Source organism: Streptomyces caeruleatus, from assembly GCF_001514235.1.
Lineage (GTDB): Bacteria > Actinomycetota > Actinomycetes > Streptomycetales > Streptomycetaceae > Streptomyces > Streptomyces caeruleatus.
On sequence record NZ_KQ948933.1, the window covers coordinates 194802 to 214782 of the forward strand.

At 71.9% G+C, this 19981-nt stretch carries 18 protein-coding genes; 8 read left to right on the forward strand and 10 right to left on the reverse strand.

Translation table 11 applies throughout. The features are described 5' to 3' along the window. Positions 1-79: 79 nt before the first annotated feature. The 7 genes from AQJ67_RS28795 to rsmI form a co-directional block, all read right to left on the reverse strand. Positions 80-1201, reverse strand: a complete 1122-nt coding sequence (locus tag AQJ67_RS28795; protein WP_341846171.1) for an N-acetylmuramoyl-L-alanine amidase — start codon at positions 1199-1201, stop codon at positions 80-82. 175 nt (positions 1202-1376) lie between these two features. Continuing rightward, positions 1377-2291 (reverse strand): 4-(cytidine 5'-diphospho)-2-C-methyl-D-erythritol kinase, encoded by a 915-nt coding sequence (locus AQJ67_RS28800; protein WP_062722226.1) that lies wholly within the window; start codon positions 2289-2291, stop codon positions 1377-1379. Next, on the reverse strand, positions 2292-3182 hold the full coding sequence (rsmA, locus tag AQJ67_RS28805) for a 16S rRNA (adenine(1518)-N(6)/adenine(1519)-N(6))-dimethyltransferase RsmA (protein ID WP_062722452.1): 891 nt from the start codon (positions 3180-3182) through the stop codon (positions 2292-2294). Between the two features lie 66 nt (positions 3183-3248). Then, complete coding sequence (locus tag AQJ67_RS28810; protein ID WP_062722227.1) at positions 3249-4670, reverse strand: resuscitation-promoting factor; 1422 nt, start codon at positions 4668-4670, stop codon at positions 3249-3251. A gap of 142 nt (positions 4671-4812) precedes the next feature. Beyond that, on the reverse strand, positions 4813-5694 hold the full coding sequence (locus tag AQJ67_RS28815) for a TatD family hydrolase (protein WP_062722228.1): 882 nt from the start codon (positions 5692-5694) through the stop codon (positions 4813-4815). 62 nt (positions 5695-5756) lie between these two features. Continuing rightward, complete coding sequence (locus AQJ67_RS28820) at positions 5757-6167, reverse strand: hypothetical protein (protein WP_062722229.1); 411 nt, start codon at positions 6165-6167, stop codon at positions 5757-5759. A gap of 190 nt (positions 6168-6357) precedes the next feature. After that, positions 6358-7206 carry a 16S rRNA (cytidine(1402)-2'-O)-methyltransferase gene (gene rsmI, locus AQJ67_RS28825; protein WP_208615058.1) on the reverse strand — a complete coding sequence of 283 codons (849 nt, stop codon included), beginning with the start codon at positions 7204-7206 and terminating at the stop codon, positions 6358-6360. A 62-nt stretch (positions 7207-7268) separates the two neighbouring features. Between rsmI and AQJ67_RS28830 the strand changes: the two genes are divergently transcribed. After that, a complete protein-coding gene (locus AQJ67_RS28830) occupies positions 7269-9011 on the forward strand; it encodes a dolichyl-phosphate-mannose--protein mannosyltransferase (RefSeq protein WP_062722231.1) in 1743 nt (580 codons plus the stop codon). A gap of 39 nt (positions 9012-9050) precedes the next feature. Here the strand turns inward: AQJ67_RS28830 and AQJ67_RS28835 are convergent, their stop codons facing one another. Continuing rightward, positions 9051-9536: a hypothetical protein gene (locus AQJ67_RS28835; RefSeq protein ID WP_062722232.1), complete on the reverse strand. Its 486-nt coding sequence runs from the start codon at positions 9534-9536 to the stop codon at positions 9051-9053. A 233-nt stretch (positions 9537-9769) separates the two neighbouring features. Between AQJ67_RS28835 and AQJ67_RS28840 the strand changes: the two genes are divergently transcribed. Together AQJ67_RS28840 and AQJ67_RS28845 are read left to right on the forward strand one after the other, a co-directional pair. Further along, complete coding sequence (locus tag AQJ67_RS28840) at positions 9770-11410, forward strand: penicillin-binding transpeptidase domain-containing protein (protein ID WP_062722233.1); 1641 nt, start codon at positions 9770-9772, stop codon at positions 11408-11410. Positions 11411-11518: 108 nt separating this feature from the next. Further along, a complete protein-coding gene (locus tag AQJ67_RS28845) occupies positions 11519-13201 on the forward strand; it encodes a penicillin-binding transpeptidase domain-containing protein (protein WP_062722234.1) in 1683 nt (560 codons plus the stop codon). Between the two features lie 3 nt (positions 13202-13204). On the opposite strand, the gene AQJ67_RS28850 is transcribed toward AQJ67_RS28845, so the two are convergent. Continuing rightward, entirely contained in the window at positions 13205-13600 is a 396-nt protein-coding gene (locus AQJ67_RS28850; protein ID WP_062722235.1) for an SsgA family sporulation/cell division regulator, read from the reverse strand. Positions 13601-13767: 167 nt separating this feature from the next. Here AQJ67_RS28850 and AQJ67_RS28855 point away from each other — a divergent pair, with 167 nt between their 5' ends. The 4 genes from AQJ67_RS28855 (at position 13768) to AQJ67_RS28875 (ending at position 17797) form a co-directional block, all read left to right on the forward strand. Continuing rightward, a complete protein-coding gene (locus AQJ67_RS28855) occupies positions 13768-14826 on the forward strand; it encodes an energy-coupling factor ABC transporter permease (RefSeq protein WP_062722236.1) in 1059 nt (352 codons plus the stop codon). Position 14827: 1 nt separating this feature from the next. Beyond that, positions 14828-15589, forward strand: coding sequence for a cobalt ECF transporter T component CbiQ (cbiQ, locus tag AQJ67_RS28860; protein WP_062722237.1), 762 nt, complete (start codon positions 14828-14830; stop codon positions 15587-15589). After that, positions 15577-16389 (forward strand): energy-coupling factor ABC transporter ATP-binding protein, encoded by an 813-nt coding sequence (locus AQJ67_RS28865; protein ID WP_062722238.1) that lies wholly within the window; start codon positions 15577-15579, stop codon positions 16387-16389. Before cbiQ ends, AQJ67_RS28865 begins: the two co-directional genes overlap by 13 nt. A gap of 250 nt (positions 16390-16639) precedes the next feature. Then, entirely contained in the window at positions 16640-17797 is a 1158-nt protein-coding gene (locus AQJ67_RS28875) for a serine hydrolase domain-containing protein (protein WP_062722240.1), read from the forward strand. An 89-nt stretch (positions 17798-17886) separates the two neighbouring features. Here the strand turns inward: AQJ67_RS28875 and AQJ67_RS28880 are convergent, their stop codons facing one another. Further along, on the reverse strand, positions 17887-18162 hold the full coding sequence (locus AQJ67_RS28880) for a DUF1876 domain-containing protein (RefSeq protein WP_062722453.1): 276 nt from the start codon (positions 18160-18162) through the stop codon (positions 17887-17889). A 234-nt stretch (positions 18163-18396) separates the two neighbouring features. Between AQJ67_RS28880 and AQJ67_RS28885 the strand changes: the two genes are divergently transcribed. Beyond that, positions 18397-19869: a purple acid phosphatase family protein gene (locus AQJ67_RS28885; protein ID WP_079056239.1), complete on the forward strand. Its 1473-nt coding sequence runs from the start codon at positions 18397-18399 to the stop codon at positions 19867-19869. Positions 19870-19981 lie beyond the last annotated feature (112 nt).

The following is a 19981-nucleotide window of genomic DNA, read 5'->3' on the forward strand; positions in this document are numbered from 1 at the left end:
AGGGAGTTCCGGGCACGGGTGCGCCCCGGGGATCCCCCTGTGTCCCCGGGGCGTACCGGCGTGCCGGGCCGGGGTCGCGTCAGCGGCGGGCGGCCGCCGCGCGGACCTCGCCGAGGAGGTCGTACATGATCTGGCCGGGGCACTCGGTGGCGAAGTAGTCGCGGTGACCGCCGACCGTGTTCGTGTCCTTCTTGGTGCCGTTGACCGGGTTGGTGTAGGTGACCTGCGCCTGCGGGTCCAGGCCCTTGAACCGGGTGATCACCTTGATCAGGCGGATCAGGGAGGCCTTGGCCGCGTCCGTCGGGGCCTGGCCGTCGAGGTTGCCGATCAGGGCGATGCCGAGGGCGCCGGAGTTGTAGCCGACGGAGTGGAAGCCGGTGACGAGGTCGCCGTCCGGGTTGAAGGCGGGGATGCCGTCGTCGCCGGAGTAGCGGCCCTCGTAGACGGCGCCGGCCTCGTCGATGAGGAAGTGGTAGCCGATGTCGCCCCAGTCGTTGGTGATCGCGTGGTACTCGTAGATCGCGCGTACCGTCGCGGCCGGGTCGGGGTCGTTGTTCGGGGTCGCGGTGTGGTGGACCGTGATGATCTGGAGCGGGTAGTAGGTCTCGGGCGAGTTGACCGAGCCGTCCGCCTTGAACCGCTTGGACTCGTCGGCGCCCCAGGCGGCGCGCGAGAGGTAGCCGACGCCACGCACGCGCGTGGGCTCGCTCGGCACCCGGACGGTGCGGTTCGGGCCGTCGGTGGTGTCGATCGCGAGGGAGTGCACGCCGTCGATGCCGGTGGCGGCCTTCACCTCGTACGCCTTGGCGTTGTCGGCGGCGACCAGGGCCGTGCCGCCGCCCTCGACGTGCGCGCAGCCGCTCGTCAGGTTCTGCCAGCCGCCGTCCGCGAGCCGGATGGCGGCGCCCGTCTCGGCGCCGGACCAGCGCACCCCGACGTAGGAGGCGGCGAAGGCGGTGGTGGCCGTGCCGGTGCCGGTGGCGGCCTCGGTCCGGGTGGCGGGGAACTTCTCCGGCGTCGTGCCGGAATCGCCGGAGCCGGACGCGGAGTTGTCACTCTCGCCGGAGTCGGTGGCCGCGAACACCATCGGCGTGATGGCGGCTCCGGCGGCCACGGCACCGCCCGCGGCGATCATGCCGCGACGGGACAGCGAGCGCTTTCTACGGTGAGACGGCTGGGCGGGGGTGGGGGATTCGGACACGGAAGTGTCCCCTTCCAGAAGTGCACTTGACGGTGGGGGGCCGGACACGGGACACACACGGCCCGGCAGTTGAAACATCAAGCGACCCTAACGGCCCCATCCGCCCCGCATGTACTGCGAACGCAGTACATGCGTGTGGAGATCGGGCAAAGAACGCCTACTTGTGAGTACGGCGTCACGCTCCGCTGACCCGCACGACGGTGGCGCCCGGGGCGGGCCCCGACGCGGTGCGCACCGCGCGACAGGTGCCGGACGCCTGGAGGGTCTCGGCCACCTCCGCCGCCGACTCGGGGTCGCGGGCGAGGAACGCCGTCGTCGGACCCGAACCGGAGACGAGCGCGGTGAGCGCACCGGCGGCTCGGCCCGCGGCGAGGGTGCCGGCGAGTTCCGGGAAGAGGGAGAGGGCCGCGGGCTGGAGGTCGTTGGAGACGGCGGCGGCGAGCGCGTCGGGGTCGCCCTTCGCGAGGGCGTCGAGCAGCGGCTGGGAGGCGACGGGCTCGGGGATGACGGTGCCCTCGCCGAGCCGGTCGAACTCACGGAAGACGGCCGGCGTGGACAGCCCCCGGCCGGCCATCGCGAACACCCAGTGGAAGGTGCCGCCCACGTCGAGCACGCGCAGCTTCTCGCCCCGCCCGGTACCGAGGGCCGCCCCGCCGACCAGGCTGAACGGCACGTCGCTGCCCAACTCGGCGCAGATGTCGAGGAGTTCCTCGCGGGAGGCGCCCGTGCCCCAGAGCGCGTCGCAGGCCAGCAGCGCGCCCGCGCCGTCCGCGCTGCCGCCCGCCATGCCGCCGGCGACCGGGATGTCCTTGGCGATGTGGACATGGACGGCCGGTTCGAGACCGCGGCGCTCGGCGAGGACGATCGCCGCCCGCGCGGCCAGGTTCGTACGGTCGAGGGGGACCTGGTCGGCGTCCGGCCCCTCGCAGGTGACCCGGAGTTCGTCGGCCGGGGTCACGGTGACCTCGTCGTAGAGGCCGACGGCCAGGAAGACGTTGGCCAGGTCGTGGAAGCCGTCGGGGCGGGCGGCGCCGACCGCGAGCTGGACGTTGACCTTGGCGGGGACGCGGACGGCGACGCTCGCGCTCACTTACTCGGACTCCTCGTGCCGGGCGGCGGCTTCCTTGTGCTCCGCGATGGCCGCGAACTCCTCGACCGTCAGGGCCTCTCCGCGGGCCTGCGGGGAGACGCCGGCCGCGACGAGGGCCGCCTCGGCGGCGGCGGCCGAGCCCGCCCATCCGGCGAGCGCCGCGCGCAGCGTCTTGCGGCGCTGGGCGAAGGCGGCGTCGACGACGGCGAAGACCTCGCGCTTGGCGGCGGTGGTCTTGACCGGCTCGGTGCGCCGGGTCAGGGCGACGAGCCCGCTGTCGACGTTCGGGGCGGGCCAGAAGACATTGCGCCCGATGGCACCGGCCCGCTTGACCTCGGCGTACCAGTTGGCCTTCACGGACGGTACGCCGTACACCTTCGAGCCGGGTGCGGCGGCGAGGCGGTCGGCGACCTCGGACTGCACCATGACGAGGGTGCGTTCGATGCTCGGGAAGGTGGCGAGCATGTGGAGGAGGACCGGGACGGCCACGTTGTAAGGGAGGTTCGCGACGAGCGCGGTGGGCGGCGGGCCCGGCAGCTCGGCGACGTGCATCGCGTCGGAGTGCACCAGCGCGAAACGGTCGGCGCGCTCGGGCATGCGGGCCGCGATGGTCGCGGGCAGCGCGGCGGCCAGGACATCGTCGATCTCGACGGCGGTGACGCGGTCGGCCACCTCCAGCAGAGCGAGCGTGAGGGAGCCGAGTCCCGGGCCGACCTCCACCACCACGTCGTCGGGGCGGACCTGAGCGGTGCGGACGATACGGCGGACCGTGTTCGCGTCGATCACGAAGTTCTGGCCACGCTGCTTGGTGGGGCGCACACCGAGGGCGGCCGCCAGTTCACGGACGTCGGCGGGGCCCAGGAGGGCGTCGGGGGTGGGGCTGCTGCTCACGGCCACAAGGGTACGGGTCGCCGCGGGCCGCACTCGCCCGCCGGTGGCCGGCCCGGCCCGCGCGGCTCACCCGTGCAACCGCTCCCCACAGTGCGGCCAGGGACTCGCCCCCTGCCGCACGTACAGCTTCTTCGCGCGCATCGTCTGTTCCTCCGCCGGGGCGTCCTGCGGGCGGCCCTTTCCGCCGAGGTTGTGCCAGGTCTGGGTGTCGAACTGGTACAGCCCGCCGTAGTTGCCCGAGGAGTCCACCGCGTCCGGCCGGCCCCCGGACTCGCAGGCCGCGAGCCCCTGCCAGTTCAGCCCCCCGGCGGCGCGCACGGACGTCGGCAGCGGTTTGGTCCCGACCTTCACCACCTGGGTCTGCGGCTCGCGCACCACCTCGGACCCGATCCGCCGCGGCTTCTGCTTGACGCCGTTGACCGTGCGCAGGGAGTACGTGATCCGGCGCAGGCCCACCCGGCCCGCCCGCTCGACGACCTCCGTGCCCTTGAACACCGACGGGTCCTCGACCCGCTCCACCGCGAACTGGATCGCCTCGTCGTGGATCTCCTTGCGGCCGGTGATCCGCAGGACCGTGACCGCCTGCCCGTCGCGCGGGAAGCTGTCCAGGGGGACGGAGGTGGTGTCCTGTCCGCGCAGCGTGATGCCCGCCTGCCGCACGACCTCGCCCACCGTCGCGGCGTTGGTGCGGATGGTGCGCGCCCGGCCGTCCGCCATGATCGTCACGGCGCGTTCGGTCCGCACGTCCAACGTGAGCCCCTCACGCCCGATGCGCCGGGAGCGCGACGTGGAGACATACGCCCCCTCCGCGCGCACCCCGATCTGCCGCAGTGCCGCCTCCACCGTCCGCTCCGTGGTCCACACCTCGCGCCGCTGCCCGTCGAGGGTGAGCCGTACGGGGCGCCCGTAGTGCACCGCGATCTCGTCACCGCTGGTGAGGGCCGCGTCGGCGGCGGGCGCCACGGCGTCGTGCGCGCCCACCTCGACGCCCTCCTCGTCGAGGAGTTCGGTGACGTCGTCGGCGAAGGTGTGCAGGGTGCGCGGCTTGCCGTCGACGTTCAGCTCGATCGCCTTGTCCTTGGCGACGAAGGCGCTCGTGCCGCCCGCGAGGAAGGCCACGACCAGCGCCTGCGGGACGAGCCGGCGCATCGGCCCGTCGCCCCGCTCGGCGAGCCGCGCCCTGCGCCGGTGCGCGGCGCGCCGGCCGCTCCGGGGGCGCGCCACGGGCTCGTACGCCGTCTCGGGCTCCTCGTGGGCGGGCCGGTAGGTGTCCTCGTACGCGCCGTACGGGTCACGCCCCTCGTATCCCTCGTACCCGCCGTATCCCTCGTACGCGGGCCGGTACGTGTCCGTCCGCGTCGGATGTGCCGCCGGCCCGCCCGCCACCCCGTACGCCAGCGTCTGGACGCTGTGCGGGTCGAAGCCGCCGTGCCTCGGGGGCCGGTGGGCCGGGCTCGGGCCATACGTCTCGTACTGCGCGTTGCTCACGACGACACGCTCCAGCGGAGGGGTCCGTTTCAGGGCCCCCAGAACCTAGCGGAGCGGTGAAAACTCTCCAAAGCGACGCGACTACCCACAGTCGTGACAAGTCGGAGGTGTACCCCTGCGAGCGTTATGCGGCGGTTATCCGTCAGTAGCCGAAGGCATGTGCCGTGTTCGCCCCGAGGGCCGTCGCCAGCGCGTCCTCGTCGATCCCCCGGACGGCGGCCATGGCGCGCACCGTGATCGGAATGAGATACGGCGCGTTGGGCCGTCCGCGGTACGGCGCCGGCGTGAGGAAGGGCGCGTCGGTCTCCACGAGGAGCAGTTCCAGCGGGGCCACCGCCACCGCGTCCCGCAGATTCTGGGCGTTCTTGAAGGTGACGTTGCCCGCGAAGGACATGTAGTAGCCGGCGCGGGCGCACACCTCGGCCATCTCGGCGTCCCCGGAGTAGCAGTGGAAGACGGTGCGCTCGGGCGCGCCCTCCTCCTTCAGCACCCGCAGCACGTCCGCGTGGGCCTCGCGGTCATGGATGACCAGGGCCTTGCCGTGCCGCTTGGCGATCTCGATGTGGGCACGGAAGGAGGCCTCCTGCGCCTCCTTGCCCTCGGGCCCGGTGCGGAAGTAGTCGAGGCCGGTCTCGCCGACGCCCTTCACCTGCGGGAGCGCGGCGAGGCGGTCGATCTCCGCGAGCGCCTCGTCGAGCGCCCTCGCGCCCCCGGGCTCGCGCGCCCCCTGCCGGGACCAGCCGTCGGGGTCTCCGTGCACGATGCGTGGCGCCTCGTTCGGGTGCAGGGCGACCGTCGCGTGCACGGCGTCGTACCGGGCCGCCGTCTCGGCCGCCCATTGGGAGCCGCGTACGTCACAGCCCACCTGCACGACCGTCGTCACCCCGACCGACGCCGCCTTGGCCAGACCCTCGTCCACCGTGCCGGACTGCATGTCGAGGTGGGTGTGCGAGTCGGCGACCGGCACCCGGAGCGGCTCCGGGAGCGGCGGGGCGGCGTGCTTGTCGGAGGTGTTCGAAGGCATGCCCCGATCCTACGAAAGGAGCATGCCCTCGAACGGGTCGGCCTTCCGCGCCGGCGCCGGGCTCAGCTCGCCTTGCGGTGGAAGACGTGCAGGAGGTCGGAGAGGTGCCAGTGGTGGTCCTCCTTGGGCGCCGTACCGTCCGACGGCACGCCCGGCACCTCCACGGGACCGGCCGGCGGCACCCGGCGCTGCTGGTGCACCGCGTCGCGCACCGAGGAGACCCGCCCCGGACGCATGATGCGCACGAGGTGGTTGTCGCAGTTCGGGCACGTGGGCCGGCTCAGCGGCGACGGCACGACCTCGCCGTCGGCCACGTACATCACGAACTCACGGCCTTCGCCGTCTATGTGGTGCTCTATCTCGTACGACTGCTCCCAGCCGTGCCCGCAGCGCATGCAGGCGAAGGAGTACGACTCGTTGACGACGGCGGTCGCACCGTTGCGAAGGCCAGTGTGTCCGGTGATCTCGCTCATGCCAGCTCCTGTGGTCCGCTGGTGGGACGGGTTGCGTCCCACCACCCAGTGGACTCCTCCGCAGGAGCGAACGCACGCCATCTGTCCACTGTTGGGGGCGACTTGGACGTTCCTTGCCGAAAGGCCCGGCTCCCTTTACCCCCGCATGGGGCGCACGCTCATGCGATATACGCCCTGCTCACCCGGCGTTTCACGCCCCCGCGTTCTTGGCCGCCACCACGGCGTCGAAGACCTCCCGCTTCGGCAGCCCGGCCTCCGCCGCCACCGCCGCGATGGCCTCCTTGCGCCGCTCCCCCGCCTCTTCGCGCACGCGAACCCGCCGGACCAGCTCGGCGGCGTCGACCTCCTCGGCGCCCTTGTCCGGCGCCCCCTCGACGACCACGGTGATCTCCCCGCGCACTCCCTCGGCCGCCCACGCCGCGAGCTCCGCGAGCCCGCCCCGCTTGACCTCCTCGTACGTCTTGGTCAGCTCCCGGCACACGGCGGCCCGTCGGTCTCCGCCCAGCACCTCGGCCATCGCGGCGAGGGTGTCGTCGAGCCGGTGCGGGGCCTCGAAGTAGACGAGCGTCCGCCGCTCCCGCTCCACTTCCCTGAGCCGCGACAGCCGCTCCCCCGCCTTGCGCGGCAGGAACCCCTCGAAGCAGAACCGGTCGACGGGCAGCCCCGACAGGGCGAGCGCGGTCAGCACGGCGGACGGCCCCGGCACCGCGGTGACCTTGACGTCCTTCTCCACCGCGGCCGCGACCAGCCGGTACCCGGGGTCGGACACGGACGGCATCCCGGCGTCCGTGACGAGCAGTACCCGCGAGCCCGCCAGCAGCGCCTCGACCAGCTCGGGGGTCCGCGCGGCCTCGTTCCCCTCGAAGTACGACACGACCCGCCCCGTCGGCTGCACGTCCAGCGCCTGGGTGAGGCGCTTGAGCCGGCGCGTGTCCTCGGCGGCGATCACGTCCGCGCCGGCGAGCTCCTCGACCAGCCGGGGCGGGGCGTCCTTGACGTCGCCGATGGGAGTGCCTGCCAAAACAAGGGTTCCTGTCACGTTTCCATCCTCGCAGGGCGCATCCACGCGACTGTCACAGACGTGTTCCCTACGATGGCGCGGTGACCAGTACCGCGTCCTCCACGGACACCCGGCAGGGCCAGGCGACCCACGAGCAGCGGCCGTCGTGGCAGCAGCGGCTGCGCCGCTTCGGCTACATGGCGACGCCCCGGAGCGACGTCCGCGACCGGCTCGTGCCGCCGTACGTCCAGCCCAGCCCGCGGATGTGGCAGTTCCTCGGCGTCCCGCGGCCGCTCGCCGAGCGGATCGCGCGCTGGTCGGGCTGGATCGGTCCGCTGCTGGTGACGCTGCTCGCCGGGGTGCTGCGGTTCTGGAACCTGGGCAGCCCCAAGGCGGTGATATTCGACGAGACGTACTACGCCAAGGACGCCTGGGCGCTCGTCCACCGCGGTTTCGAGGTCAACTGGGACAAGAACGCCAACGACCTGATCCTCGACATCGGCAGCCGGGTCAAGATCCCGACGGACGCGGCGTACGTCGTCCATCCGCCGGTCGGCAAGTACGTCATCGGGCTGGGCGAGCTGATCTTCGGGTTCAACCCGTTCGGCTGGCGGTTCATGACGGCGCTGCTGGGCACCCTGGCCGTCCTGATGCTGTGCCGCATCGGCCGGCGCATCTTCCGCTCGACCTTCCTCGGCTGCCTCGCGGGCACGCTGATGGCGGTCGACGGGCTGGCCTTCGTGATGGCGCGCACCTCGCTGCTCGACGGGGTGCTGATGTTCTTCGTGCTGGCGGCGTTCGGCTGCCTCGTCCTCGACCGGGACCGGGCGCGCGCGAAACTCGCGGCCGCCCTCCCCGCCGACCCCGACGGCCGGGTCCGTCCCGACGCGGACATCGCGGAGACCCTGCGCCTGGGATGGCGGCCCTACCGCTGGCTGGCCGGCCTGATGCTGGGCCTGGCCATCGGCACCAAGTGGAACGGCCTGTACTTCCTGGTCGCGTTCGGTCTGATGACGGTCCTCTGGGACGTCGGCGCCCGCAAGGTCGCCGGTGCCCGCCACCCCTACACCGCGGTCCTCAAGCGCGACCTGGGCCTCGCCTTCCTGGCGACCGTGCCGGTGGCGATCGTCACCTACATCGCCTCGTGGACCGGCTGGATCCTCTCCCCGACGGACGGCACCGGCGGCTACTACCGCGACTGGGCGGGCGCCGACGGCCGCGGCAGCAGCTGGTCTTGGCTGTTCCCCGACTGGTGGCTGAGCCTGTGGCACTACGAGGCCCAGGTGTACGAGTTCCACGTCGGCCTGTCGTCGCCGCACACCTACCAGTCCAACCCGTGGAGCTGGATCGTCGTCGGCCGCCCGGTGTCGTACTTCTACGAGTCCCCCGCGCCCGGCAAGGACGGCTGCCCCGTCGACGCGGGCGAGAAGTGCGCGCGCGAGGTGCTGGCGCTCGGCACTCCGCTGCTGTGGTGGGTGGCCGCGTTCGCGGTCCTGTACGTCCTGTGGCGCTGGGTCTTCCGCCGCGACTGGCGGGCCGGCGCCATCGCCTGCGGCGTCGCGGCCGGCTACCTCCCCTGGTTCCTCTACCAGGAACGCACCATCTTCTTCTTCTACGCCGTCGTCTTCCTGCCCTTCCTCTGCCTGGCCGTGGCCATGCTCCTCGGCGCGATCATCGGCCCACCGGGCGCCGGCGACACCCGCCGGGTGGCCGGCGCCACGGGCGCGGGCGTCCTGGTCCTGCTGATCGCCTGGAACTTCATCTACTTCTGGCCCCTGTACACGGGCACGGCGATCCCCATAGACAGCTGGCGCTCGCGGATGTGGCTGGACACCTGGGTGTAGCCGGCGGACAGAGGGCGCCGGCCCGGTCGCCGGTGCCCGTCAGCGGCCGTCACCGGTCACGCCCAGCCGGACCGGCGACGGCCCGACGCGTCGGCAGCCACAGTCCCGCCCGCGCTGTGGGGTGTGCGGGGCCTGCCTCGGCCTGCCCTTGTCGGCGGCGCGCAGCACAGTGATCATCGCCGCGGCCCCGCTCAGCAGCCCACCGAAGCCGGAGACCCCGGAGACCACGACCGGCAGGATGCTCGGCGAAGCCGACGCGCTCTGTACGGCCGCCGCCTCTGCCACCGCAGCCTCCGGCTCCTCCTCGTCCGTGTCTCCGGGTGCCGGGCTGTCGTGGTCGCCGCTGACGGGGGCCAGGACGACGGCGCGGTCCTGCGCGGCCCATGACACGAACGAGCCGAGGCAGAGCGCGAACAGGGCGGCGGCGGCGATCAGCCAGAGCAGCGAGGCACGGGCTGTGACGCGTCGGCGCAGGGCCGACGGCAGCGCCTGCCAGGTCCGGGTCGGTTCAGGGCTGCTCAGCATGTCGATCGCTCCTCGTCTCCGTGGCGCCACACCTCCGCGGCGACCCCTGCCTCCATTGCGCCCCCGCCGCCGGTTCGCGTCACGGCACTGCATTTCGGGGCTTGACAACGCGGGGGCCAGCCCTCTTCGTTCGGCCAAGAATCGGTCACACATTCGGACAACAAAAGAAAACAGTTCCCCCACCGGTCCCGCACGCCACTTACAGTGCGGTGGACTGAAACGGGGAGGGACGTATGTCCAAGGGGGTCAGAAACGCCGTCATAGGCGGCGTGTTCGCCGTGATGGTGGGCGGGGCCGGGTACGGCGCGTACAACATCATGTCGGCGTTGAACGGCGGCGGGGCGACCGGCCAGGGAGGGCCGGCGCCGGTGCGGTCCGGGCCGCCGGGTGCCGACGAGGTCGAGGAGACCACGGCGAAGTTCTTCGCGGCCTGGGAGAAGGGGGAGGCGGCCCAGGCGGCGGCGTACACGAACAACGACGCGGCGGCCGGGCCGGTGCTGAGGTCCTTCAGCGAGGGCGCCCACATCACCGGCGTGAAGATCACGCCTGGCAAGGCGACCGGCGCCACCGTGCCCTTCACCGTGAAGGCGAAGGTCACCTACGACGGCAAGTCCAAGCCGCTCACCTACAAGAGCGAGCTCAAGGTGGTGCGCGGCATCACCACCGGCCGGGCCCTCGTCGACTGGCAGCCGACCGTGATCCACCCGCAGCTGGAGAAGGACGACAGGCTCGTCACCGGCGAGGCCTCGGCCCCGCCCATCGAGGCCGTGGACCGGAACGGCACCGTGCTGACGAAGGAGAAGTACCCCTCCCTCGGCCCGATCCTGGACACCCTGCGCGACAGATACGGCAGCAAGGCGGGCGGCACCCCCGGCATCGAGCTGGCGATCCGACATGCCGACGAGTCGCCGGACACCTCGCTGCTGACCCTCGCCAAGGGCCGGCCCGGCAAACTGGAGACGACGCTCAGCGCGAGCGCGCAGGCGGCGGCCGAGAAGGCGGTGAAGCAGTACGCCGAGTCCTCGGTGGTGGCCGTCAAGCCGAGCACCGGCGAGGTCCTGGCGGTGGCCAACCACCGTGACGACGCCTTCAACGCGGCCTTCGAGGGACGCGTCCCGCCCGGCTCCACGATGAAGATCATCACCTCGGCGATGCTCATCGACAACGGCGTGACCACGATGAACGGGCCCGCGCCCTGCCCCGACACGGCGACCTGGCAGAGCCAGACCTTCAAGAACCTCACCGGCATGAAGCCGGACGAGAGCGCGAGCGCCACCCTCGCGGCCGGCTTCATGCGCTCCTGCAACACGGCCTTCATCAAGCTGGTCGACGAGAAGCCGCTCTCCGACGCCTCGTTGGCGGCGGAGGCCGAGCAGCGGTTCGGGCTCGGCCGCGACTGGAAGACCGGCATCACCTCCTTCGACGGCAGCGTCCCCGCCTCCACCGGTCCCGACCGCGCGGCCAACGCCATCGGTCAGGGCCAGGTCGAGATGAACCCGCTGAACATGGCGTCGGTGACGGCGACCGCGATCACGGGTACGTTCCGGCAGCCGTACCTGGTCGGTCGCGACCTCGACGACCGGCCGTTCGCCACCGCCGACGGACTGCGGTCGGGCACGGTCGCCCAGCTGAAGCAGATGATGCGGCTGACCGCGACCTCGTCCCCGGGCACCGCCGTGCAGGTCATGTCCGGACTGAGCGGCGACATCGGCGCCAAGACCGGTTCCGCCGAGGTCGACGGTGAGGCCACCTCGGACAGCTGGTTCACCGGTTTCCGCAATGACGTGGCGGCCGCGGCCATGGCCCAGCAGGGCGGCCACGGCAGCGACGCGGCGGGCCCGATTGTCGCAGCCGTGCTACGAGCGTCCGGCTGAACTCACCCCCCGGGGCACGGGACTCTAGGGTGGTCCCCGTCGTTGGTATGGGTGAGGCAGGCGGGGCGGCGGCGGGGGCCCCTGGAATTCGTGAGGGAACGGAAAGCAGTGGGCAACAGAGGGCGCGTCGCTGAGCGACGGAAGACCAACCCCGCCGTGCTCGGCGGGATGATCGCCGTGGTCGTCGGCGGCGCCGGGTTCGGCGCCTACGCGCTGTTCGGCGGCGGGGCCGTCGCCGACAGCCGTACGCAGTCGACGTCGGCGAGCGCCGACGACAAGGCGAAGGACGTCAAGACCGGCCCCCTGTCGGCGACCGAGGTCACGTCCGCGGCCCGCGCGTTCCTCACCGCCTGGCAGCAGGGTCAGGTCACCGAGGCGGCCGCCGCCACGGACGACACCACGGCCGCCAGGACGCTGCTGACCGGCTACACCAAGGACGCCCACATCAAGGACGTCACCCTCACCGCCGGCGCCCGCACCGGCGACAAGGTCCCCTTCTCCGTGAAGGGCACCGTCTCCTACAAGGGCACCACCAAGCCGCTGGCGTACGACAGTTCGCTGACGGTCGTGCGGCGCGCCGAGGACGGCAAGCCGCTCGTCGAGTGGCACTCGGCGATCGTCCACCCCGACCTGAAGGACGGCGACACCCTCGTCACCGGCGAGTCCGGCACCCCGCCGGTCAAGGCCCTCGACCGGGACGGCGGCGAGATCACCGAGGACGAGTACCCGTCGCTGGGCTCCGTCCTGGACGGGCTGCGCGAGAAGTACGGCGACAAGGCCGGCGGCAAGGCGGGCGTCGAGCTCCAGGTGGTCCGGGGCAAGGAGTCGAAGAAGGCCGAGCTGTCCGACAAGACCCTGCTGGAGCTGAGCAAGGGCACCCCGGGCACGGTGAGGACGACGCTGAGCCCGACGATGCAGGCCGCCGCGGAGAAGCAGGTCGCGGACAGGTCGCGGGCGTCGGTGGTCGTGCTGCGTCCCTCGACCGGCGAGATCCTGGCCGTCGCGAACTCCTCGCACGGCTTCAACACCGCCTTCCAGGGCTCCCTCGCGCCCGGCTCCACGATGAAGGTCATCACCTCCTCGTTGCTGATCGACAAGGGCCTCGCGTCGGCGGACAAGCAGCACCCCTGCCCGAAGTACTTCACGTACGGCCACTGGAAGTTCCAGAACGACGACAAGTTCGAGATCAAGGGCGGCACCTTCAAGGCGAGCTTCGCGCGCTCCTGCAACACGGCCTTCATCAGCCAGGCCCCCGAGCTGGACAACGACAGCCTGACCAAGCAGGCCCAGCAGGTCTTCGGTCTCTCCATGAACAACTGGTCCGTCGGCGTCCCGACCTTCGACGGCTCCGTCCCGGTCCAGTCGCAGGCCCAGATGGCGGCCTCGCTCATCGGCCAGGGCGGCGTGCGGATGAACCCGCTGAACATGGCGTCGGTGTCGGCGACCGTGAAGACGGGCACCTTCAAGCAGCCCTACCTGGTGGCCCCGTCGGTCGACAACCGCACCCTCGCCACCGCCTCCCGCTCCCTGTCCGCCTCCACGCTGTCCCAGCTGCGCGAGCTGATGGCGTACACGGCGGCCTACGGCACGGCGGCCGAGGCGATGTCCGGGGTCACCGGCGACGTCGGCGCGAAGACGGGCTCGGCGGAGGTCGACGGCCAGAAGAACCCGAACGGCTGGTTCACCGCGTACCGGAACGACCTGGCGGCGGCGGGCGTGGTCCAGGCGGGTGGCCACGGCGGCGACACGGCCGGGCCGATCGTGGCGGATCTGCTGAAGCTGGGCGGCTGAGACTCAGCTCCGCAACTGGGGCTCACGCTCGACGGACGCGGCGGGTGCGGCGGGTGCGGCGGCCAGGTATGTCCGCCGCAGGAACCTCATCAGGGCCTTCGTCTCGAACTGCACGACCGAGACGCCTTGCGCGGAGTGGAACTCCACCACGGTCTGCACCCGGCCGCACGGCCACACCTGTATCTCTCCGCTGCCCGCGGGAGCGCGCAGCCCCTGTTCCAGCAGGGAGCGCGAGAAGGTCCACTCGCGTGCCCGGCGGCCGGGCAACCGTATGCGCACCAGGCGCGGATCGGTCTCGGGGTCGTACGTCAGGACGACGGGCACGGCGTCTTGTTCCTCCGCCAGGAGGTCCGCGTCAGTGACGATGTGGGCTCGCGCGTACTGCTCGACTACGGACATCGGACGTTCCCCTTACCGTGCGTCACCTGCGCGGAAACCGTGCATCCGCTTCCCTTCCAATGTCCCATATTTCCGGTATCACACCCCCCGGAGCGGCTTATCTCGTGTTCACAACAGAGAGTGAGACGCTCTTGCGAATGGTTCGCATCAAGCCACACCATCGAAGGGTGCATGTACCTGACGGATTCATAGACGCCCCGACCTCCGCCGTGACCGGAGTGGTCGCCGCGGCCGCGGTCGCCGTGAGCCTGCGCGGCGCGCGCCGTGAACTCGACGAGCGCACGGCGCCGCTGGCCGGCCTGGTGGCGGCGTTCATCTTCGCGGTGCAGATGCTGAACTTCCCCGTGGCGGCCGGGACCAGCGGGCATCTGCTCGGCGGCGCCCTCGCCGCGATCCTCGTCGGCCCGTACACCGGCGCGCTGTGCATCTCCGTCGTCCTGCTGATGCAGGGCATCCTCTTCGCGGACGGCGGCCTCACCGCGCTCGGCGTGAACATCACCAACATGGCGATCGTCGGCGTCGTCGTGGCCTACGTCGTCTTCCGCGGCCTGGTGAAGGTCCTGCCGAAGACCCGGCGCTCGATCACCGCCGCCTCCTTCGTCGCCGCGATCGTGTCGGTGCCGGCCGCGGCCCTCGCGTTCACGCTGCTGTTCTGGATCGGCGGCACCACCGACGTCTCGATCGGCAAGGTCGCCACCGCCATGGTCGGCGTCCACCTGCTGATCGGCATCGGCGAGGCCGTGATCACCGCGCTGACCATCGGCGCCGTCGTCGCCGTACGCCCGGACCTCGTCTATGGCGCCCGTGACCTGCGACAGCCGCTGAAGCTGCGGGTCGGCGGCGAACTCGTCGACGCCCCGGCCGCCGAGGACGCGCAGCCCGTCGCGGCCCGGACCTCGCGCCGCACCCTGTGGATCAGCGGCCTGGCCACCTCCCTCGTGCTGGCCGGATTCGTCAGCTTCTACGCCTCCGCCAGCCCCGACGGCCTGGAGAAGGTCGCCGAGGACAAGGGGTTCCTGGAGTCCGCGGAGGAGCACGCCAACGCCGACTCGCCGCTCGCCGACTACGGCGTCAAGGACATCGACAACGTCCGCCTCTCCGGTGGTCTCGCCGGAGTGATCGGCGTCGGCGCCACCGTCGTCGCCGGCACCGGCGTCTTCTGGGCGGTGCGCCGCCGTCGTACGGACGAGGGGGCCGACGTGTCCCCCACGAGCACGAGCGTCTGACGTGGGCGCAGGGCACGCGCACCGGCTCTACCGGCACGGGCACTCGCCCGTGCACGGTCTGCCGCCGCACACCAAACTCGCCGCGACGTTCGCGTTCGTGGTGGTCGTGGTGTCGACGCCGCGGGAGGCGATGTGGGCGTTCGGGCTCTACGCCGTGCTGCTCGCGCTCGTCGCGTACCTCGCGCGCGTGCCCGCCGGGTTTCTGCTGAAGCGGCTGCTGATCGAGGTGCCGTTCGTCGCGTTCGCGGTGCTGATGCCGTTCGTGGCGGAGGGCGAGCGGGTCGAGGTGCTGGGCATGTCGCTGAGCGTCGGCGGACTGTGGGGCGCCTGGAACGTACTCGCCAAGGGCACCCTCGGCGTCGCCGCCTCCGTGCTGCTCGCCTCGACGACGGAGCTGCGAGAACTGCTGCTGGGGTTGCAGCGGTTGAAGCTGCCGCCGCTGCTCGTGCAGATCGCGTCCTTCATGATCCGCTACGGCGACGTGATCACGGACGAGATGCGGCGCATGCGCATCGCCCGCGAGTCGCGCGGCTTCGAGGCGAAGGGTGTACGCCACTGGGGCGTGCTCGCGAAGTCGGCGGGCGCGCTGTTCATCCGGTCCTACGAGCGCGGCGAGCGCGTGCATCTGGCCATGATCAGCCGGGGGTACGCCGGTTCGATGCCGGTGATCGACGAGGTGACCGCGTCCCGGGCGCAGTGGTCGTACGCCCTCGCGCTCCCCTTCGCCGCCCTCGTCGTCTGTCTGCTGGGATGGTCGCTGTGACGGAACCGATTCCCTCCCTGGAAGTGGCCGGCCTGGCCTTCGCCTACCCCGACGGCCACCAGGCCCTGTTCGGCGTGGACTTCTCCATCGCGCGCGGCGAACGGGTCGCGCTGCTCGGCCCGAACGGCGCCGGCAAGACGACCCTCGTCCTCCACCTCAACGGCATCCTGAGCGGCGGCACGGGCACGGTGCACGTCGCCGGGCTGCCCGTCGGCAAGCAGCACATGGCCGAGATCCGGCGCCGGGTCGGCATCGTGTTCCAGGACCCCGACGACCAGCTGTTCATGCCGACGGTCCGCGAGGACGTCGCCTTCGGTCCTGCGGCGGCCGGGCTCAAGGGTCCTCAGCTGGAGGAGCGGGTCGACCGGGCCCTGGAGCGGGTCGGCATGGCGGAGTTCAAGGACCGCCCGCCGCACCATCTCTCCTTCGGCCAGCGGCGCCGGGTCGCGGTGGCGACCGTGCTGGCGATGGAGCCGGAGATCCTCGTCCTGGACGAGCCCTCCTCCAACCTCGACCCCGCCTCCCGCCGCGAACTGGCCGACATCCTGCGCTCCTTGGACGTCACCGTCCTCATGGTCACCCACGATCTGCCGTACGCCCTGGAGCTCTGCCCGCGCTCGCTCGTCCTCAGCGAGGGCGTGATCGCGGCGGACGGCAAGACCTCCGAGCTGCTGTCCGACGACGAGCTGATGCGCACGCATCGACTGGAGCTGCCGTTCGGGTTCGATCCGCGGTCCGTGGTGGGGGTGCCCCCGCGCGAGCCGGGCGAAGCCGGTTCGAGCGTGGGGGAGGGCGCGTGACGAACGACGAGGGCACCGGGACCGAGGGCTCGCTGCTGCTGGACGTTTTGCTGGGCTGAAACGGCGTGGGTCGTCTGTCGGGTGCGGCGCCGTTGTGGCTGGTCGCGCAGTTCCCCGCGCCCCTTGACGGGGCGCTGTCGGCGCGCGGCGTTGTCGGCGAGACCTCGGCCACAGTTGGAATCGGGGAACTCGGGCCCGTGTTGGGATGGCTGGCGGTGGCCGTCGAGCACAGGTGCAGGGAGTAACGGACGTGGATGTGAACGGCGCAGTGGCCGAGGGATTTGAGCCGGTCAGGGAGGCGTTCGCACGGAACTTCACCTCGCTCGGGGAACGGGGCGCCGCACTCGCCGTGTACCGGGACGGGCGCAAGGTCGTCGATCTGTGGGCCGGTACGCAGGACGTCGACGGCACGCAGCCCTGGGAGCACGGGACCGCGCAGGTCGTGCGCTCGGCGACCAAAGGCGTCGCCGCCGCCGTACCCCTCATCCTCCAGCAGCGCGGAGAGCTGGACCTGGACGCGCCGTTGGCCGCGTACTGGCCGGAGTTCAAGGCGCACGGCAAGGAGCGGCTGCTGGTCCGGCATGTCCTGAACCACCGCGCCGGGCTCCCGGTGCTGGACCACCCGCTCACGCCCGAGGAGGCGCTGGAGTCGGGGCGCGGTCCCGAGGCGGTGGCCGGGCAGGCGCCCGCGTGGGAGCCGGGCACCGATCACGGCTACCACGCGCTGACGTACGGCTGGCTGCTGGACGAGCTGGTGCGGCGGGTGACGGGGCGCCGGGCCGGCGAGTGGCTCGCGGACGAGGTCGCCGGGCCGCTGGGGCTCGACCTGTGGCTGGGGCTGCCGGAGTCGGAGACGGGACGGGTCGGGCGTACCGGCCGCGTCGACGGTCCCGAGCCGGCCGGTGGGCTGCGCTCACGCCCGAAGCGGTCGGTCACCGAGGCCTACGACGACCCGGACTCCCTCACGCGCCGCGCCTTCGCCGCGATCACCCCGTTCCCCGACCAGAACGACCCCGCCTACCTCGCCGCCGCCCTCCCCGCGACGAACGGCATCGCGACGGCCGACGGTCTGGCCCGTTTCTACGCCGCGCTGATCGGCGAGGTCGACGGCGTCCGGCTCTTCGACCCGGCGACGGTGGAGGCGGCCCGTGCGGAGGAGTCGTCGGGCCCGGACCGCGTCCTGGTCGTCAACACCCGTTTCGGCCTCGGCTACATGCTCCACGGCACCGCCTCCCCGCTCCTCGGCCCGGGTTCCTTCGGCCACCCCGGCCGAGGCGGCGCCCTCGGCTTCGCCGACCCGGAATCCAAAATCGCCTTCGGCTACGTGACGAACGGCTTCCGCAAGACGGTCACGGCGGACCCGAGGGCCCAGGCGTTGGTACGAGCGGTGCGCTCAGCACTGACGTAACGCAGGGCGCTACAGCCCCCTAGGGGCGCGGGGAACTGCGCGACCGGCCACAACGGCGCCGCACTCGACCTACGACCTACCCCATCACCTCACGCATGGATCGGATGCGACGTACGCCCCGACGCCTGATCGATCTCGCTGTGCGCCTTCGTGAGCATCTGCATAGCCAGCTCGTTCAACGCCCGCGCCCCGGCGATCTCCTCCCCCACCCGTGGCTGATTCGCGTCCGTGTGGTGCCGTGAGGCATGCCCGTGGGCGCGTACCTCGCTGCCGTCGGGAAGGCGCACCATCGCGACCGCCCTGGTGTGCGTCTCGTCCTCCTGGAACTCCAGCTCGACATGCCATCCCACTGTGGTCCGCATCATGACGATCACCTCCGGAAGTACTGCTTCCAGGGTGCGCCTCGAAGGCCGCCGCCGACCAGTCAGAGGAGCAAACACGGCAACTCGGGATCAGTGAGACTCGGCACACTCCCTTCGATGACCGCCTTCGCCCTGCTTCCATGGAGATGTCTCGTTCCACGGAGATGTCGCGCGCCGGACCTGGCCCCGCCGCCACCGCCACCTCCCCCGTTCACCGCACCGGGCCACATCGAGGACATGCGCTGCTGCTTCTCCGCCCACCTCCCCGCCCTCGCGGCACTGTCGGCCTTCCCCGGCCCCTGCGAGGTCCTGCGCTCCGGCGCCCGTCTCGCCCCCGCCCTGCTGCGGTCGGCGTCGGCCGCCGTACAGCGGGCCCGCTCCCCGCACCCCGACGACCTGATCGCCGTCAACCTCGAACTGGTCACCCTCACCGAGGACCGCGCCGTCATCACCTGGTACACCGGGATCCCCGGTACCGACGACGGCCTGGGCCACCCCCTCCCCGCGCTCACCGAGGGCGAGATCGTCTACGGCACCCATCCGTCCCGGCTCAACCGCACGGCGTCCGAGGACCGGCCGACCGCCCATCACCAGGTCGAGCTCACCGACCTGGAGCCGGGGCAGACGTACTACTACCAGGCCCGCTCCCGGGGCACCGCCGCGACGCCCACCCCGCTGCACCTCGTGCGCGGCAACGCGGTGGGCACCTCGACGTTCGGGTTCGGTTCGAGCGGCGGGCCGTACTGCTTCACCACCCCGCAGCCGCCGCCCGGCCGGCATCTGCTGTCGGTCGCGCTCTGCAACGACCTGCACCTCGGCGAGACGACCGCGGGCCTCGTCGGCGGCTTCCCCCTGTTGCGCGGGGTGCCGCAGCAGCCGGGCCGGGCGCCGTATCCGGAGCTGATGAGCCGCGCCCTGGTCGAGGAGGCCCGGCGGCGCGGGGCGGACGTACTGCTGGCCGGGGGTGACATCTCGGCAGGCGGCGGGGCGCACGACCTCGGTGAGGCGCGGCGGATCCTGGACGGCTTCGGCGCGCACGGCGAGGACTACTTCGTCGTACGCGGCAACCACGACCGGTCCCGGGACAACGCCGGCTTCCAGACCGCGTTCCCGGCCGACGACGGCGGGCCCGGGTACTTCGCCCGTGACCTCGGCGGTCTGCGGGTCATCGGCCTCGACACCTACGTCAAGACCGGCAACGGCGCCGACGCGGGCGGGCTCGGCCCGGAGCAACTGGCGTGGTTCCAGGCCCGGTTGAGGGAGGCCCCGGACCAGCCGACCCTCGTCTTCGGCCACCATCCGCTGACCGTGCGGGACTCGGTCTTCCCGGTCACCCGCGGCCAGCAGCTCGACCGCCGCCAGGCCCGCGCCGTCGTCGACGCCTACGCGTCCGCGCCCGGCGTCTTCCTCCACCACGCCGGCCACACCCACCGCAACAAGCGCACCGTGCTGTCGCGGGCCCCGCACGTCACGCAGCAGGAGGTCGCCGCCGCCAAGGAGTACCCCGGCGGCTTCACCCTGGTGCGCGTCCACACCGGCGGTTACGCCCTCAACCACTACAAGGCCGGTGATCTGGCGGCCCGTCAGTGGAGCGAGCGCAGTCGCCGGGTGGCCGCGGGGCTGTGGCCCCACCATGCCCTGGGCCGGTCCGTGACCGACCGCAACAGCATGACGGCACACGACCTGTCGGGGATCACGGGGCGCGCGTAGGGCCCGACTTCAGGTCGCCGTCGTCATCCCGGACAGCATCATCCCGGCAGAAGATCGCGAAAACTCGGCGCGCCACAGGATGATTTGGGGCATTTCCTACTTAATCTCCCTA

Excerpts from the sequence above, each read along its gene's own strand:
- AQJ67_RS28865 (WP_062722238.1), top strand. The coding sequence starts at position 15,577 with ATGGTCGCTGTGACGGAACCGATTCCCTCCCTGGAAGTGGCCGGCCTG.
- AQJ67_RS28840 (WP_062722233.1), top strand. The coding sequence starts at position 9,770 with ATGTCCAAGGGGGTCAGAAACGCCGTCATAGGCGGCGTGTTCGCCGTG.
- AQJ67_RS28885 (WP_079056239.1), top strand. The coding sequence starts at position 18,397 with ATGCGCTGCTGCTTCTCCGCCCACCTCCCCGCCCTCGCGGCACTGTCG.
- AQJ67_RS28815 (WP_062722228.1), bottom strand. The coding sequence starts at position 5,694 with ATGCCTTCGAACACCTCCGACAAGCACGCCGCCCCGCCGCTCCCGGAG.
- AQJ67_RS28835 (WP_062722232.1), bottom strand. The coding sequence starts at position 9,536 with ATGCTGAGCAGCCCTGAACCGACCCGGACCTGGCAGGCGCTGCCGTCG.
- AQJ67_RS28820 (WP_062722229.1), bottom strand. The coding sequence starts at position 6,167 with ATGAGCGAGATCACCGGACACACTGGCCTTCGCAACGGTGCGACCGCC.
- AQJ67_RS28850 (WP_062722235.1), bottom strand. The coding sequence starts at position 13,600 with ATGTCCGTAGTCGAGCAGTACGCGCGAGCCCACATCGTCACTGACGCG.
- AQJ67_RS28880 (WP_062722453.1), bottom strand. The coding sequence starts at position 18,162 with ATGATGCGGACCACAGTGGGATGGCATGTCGAGCTGGAGTTCCAGGAG.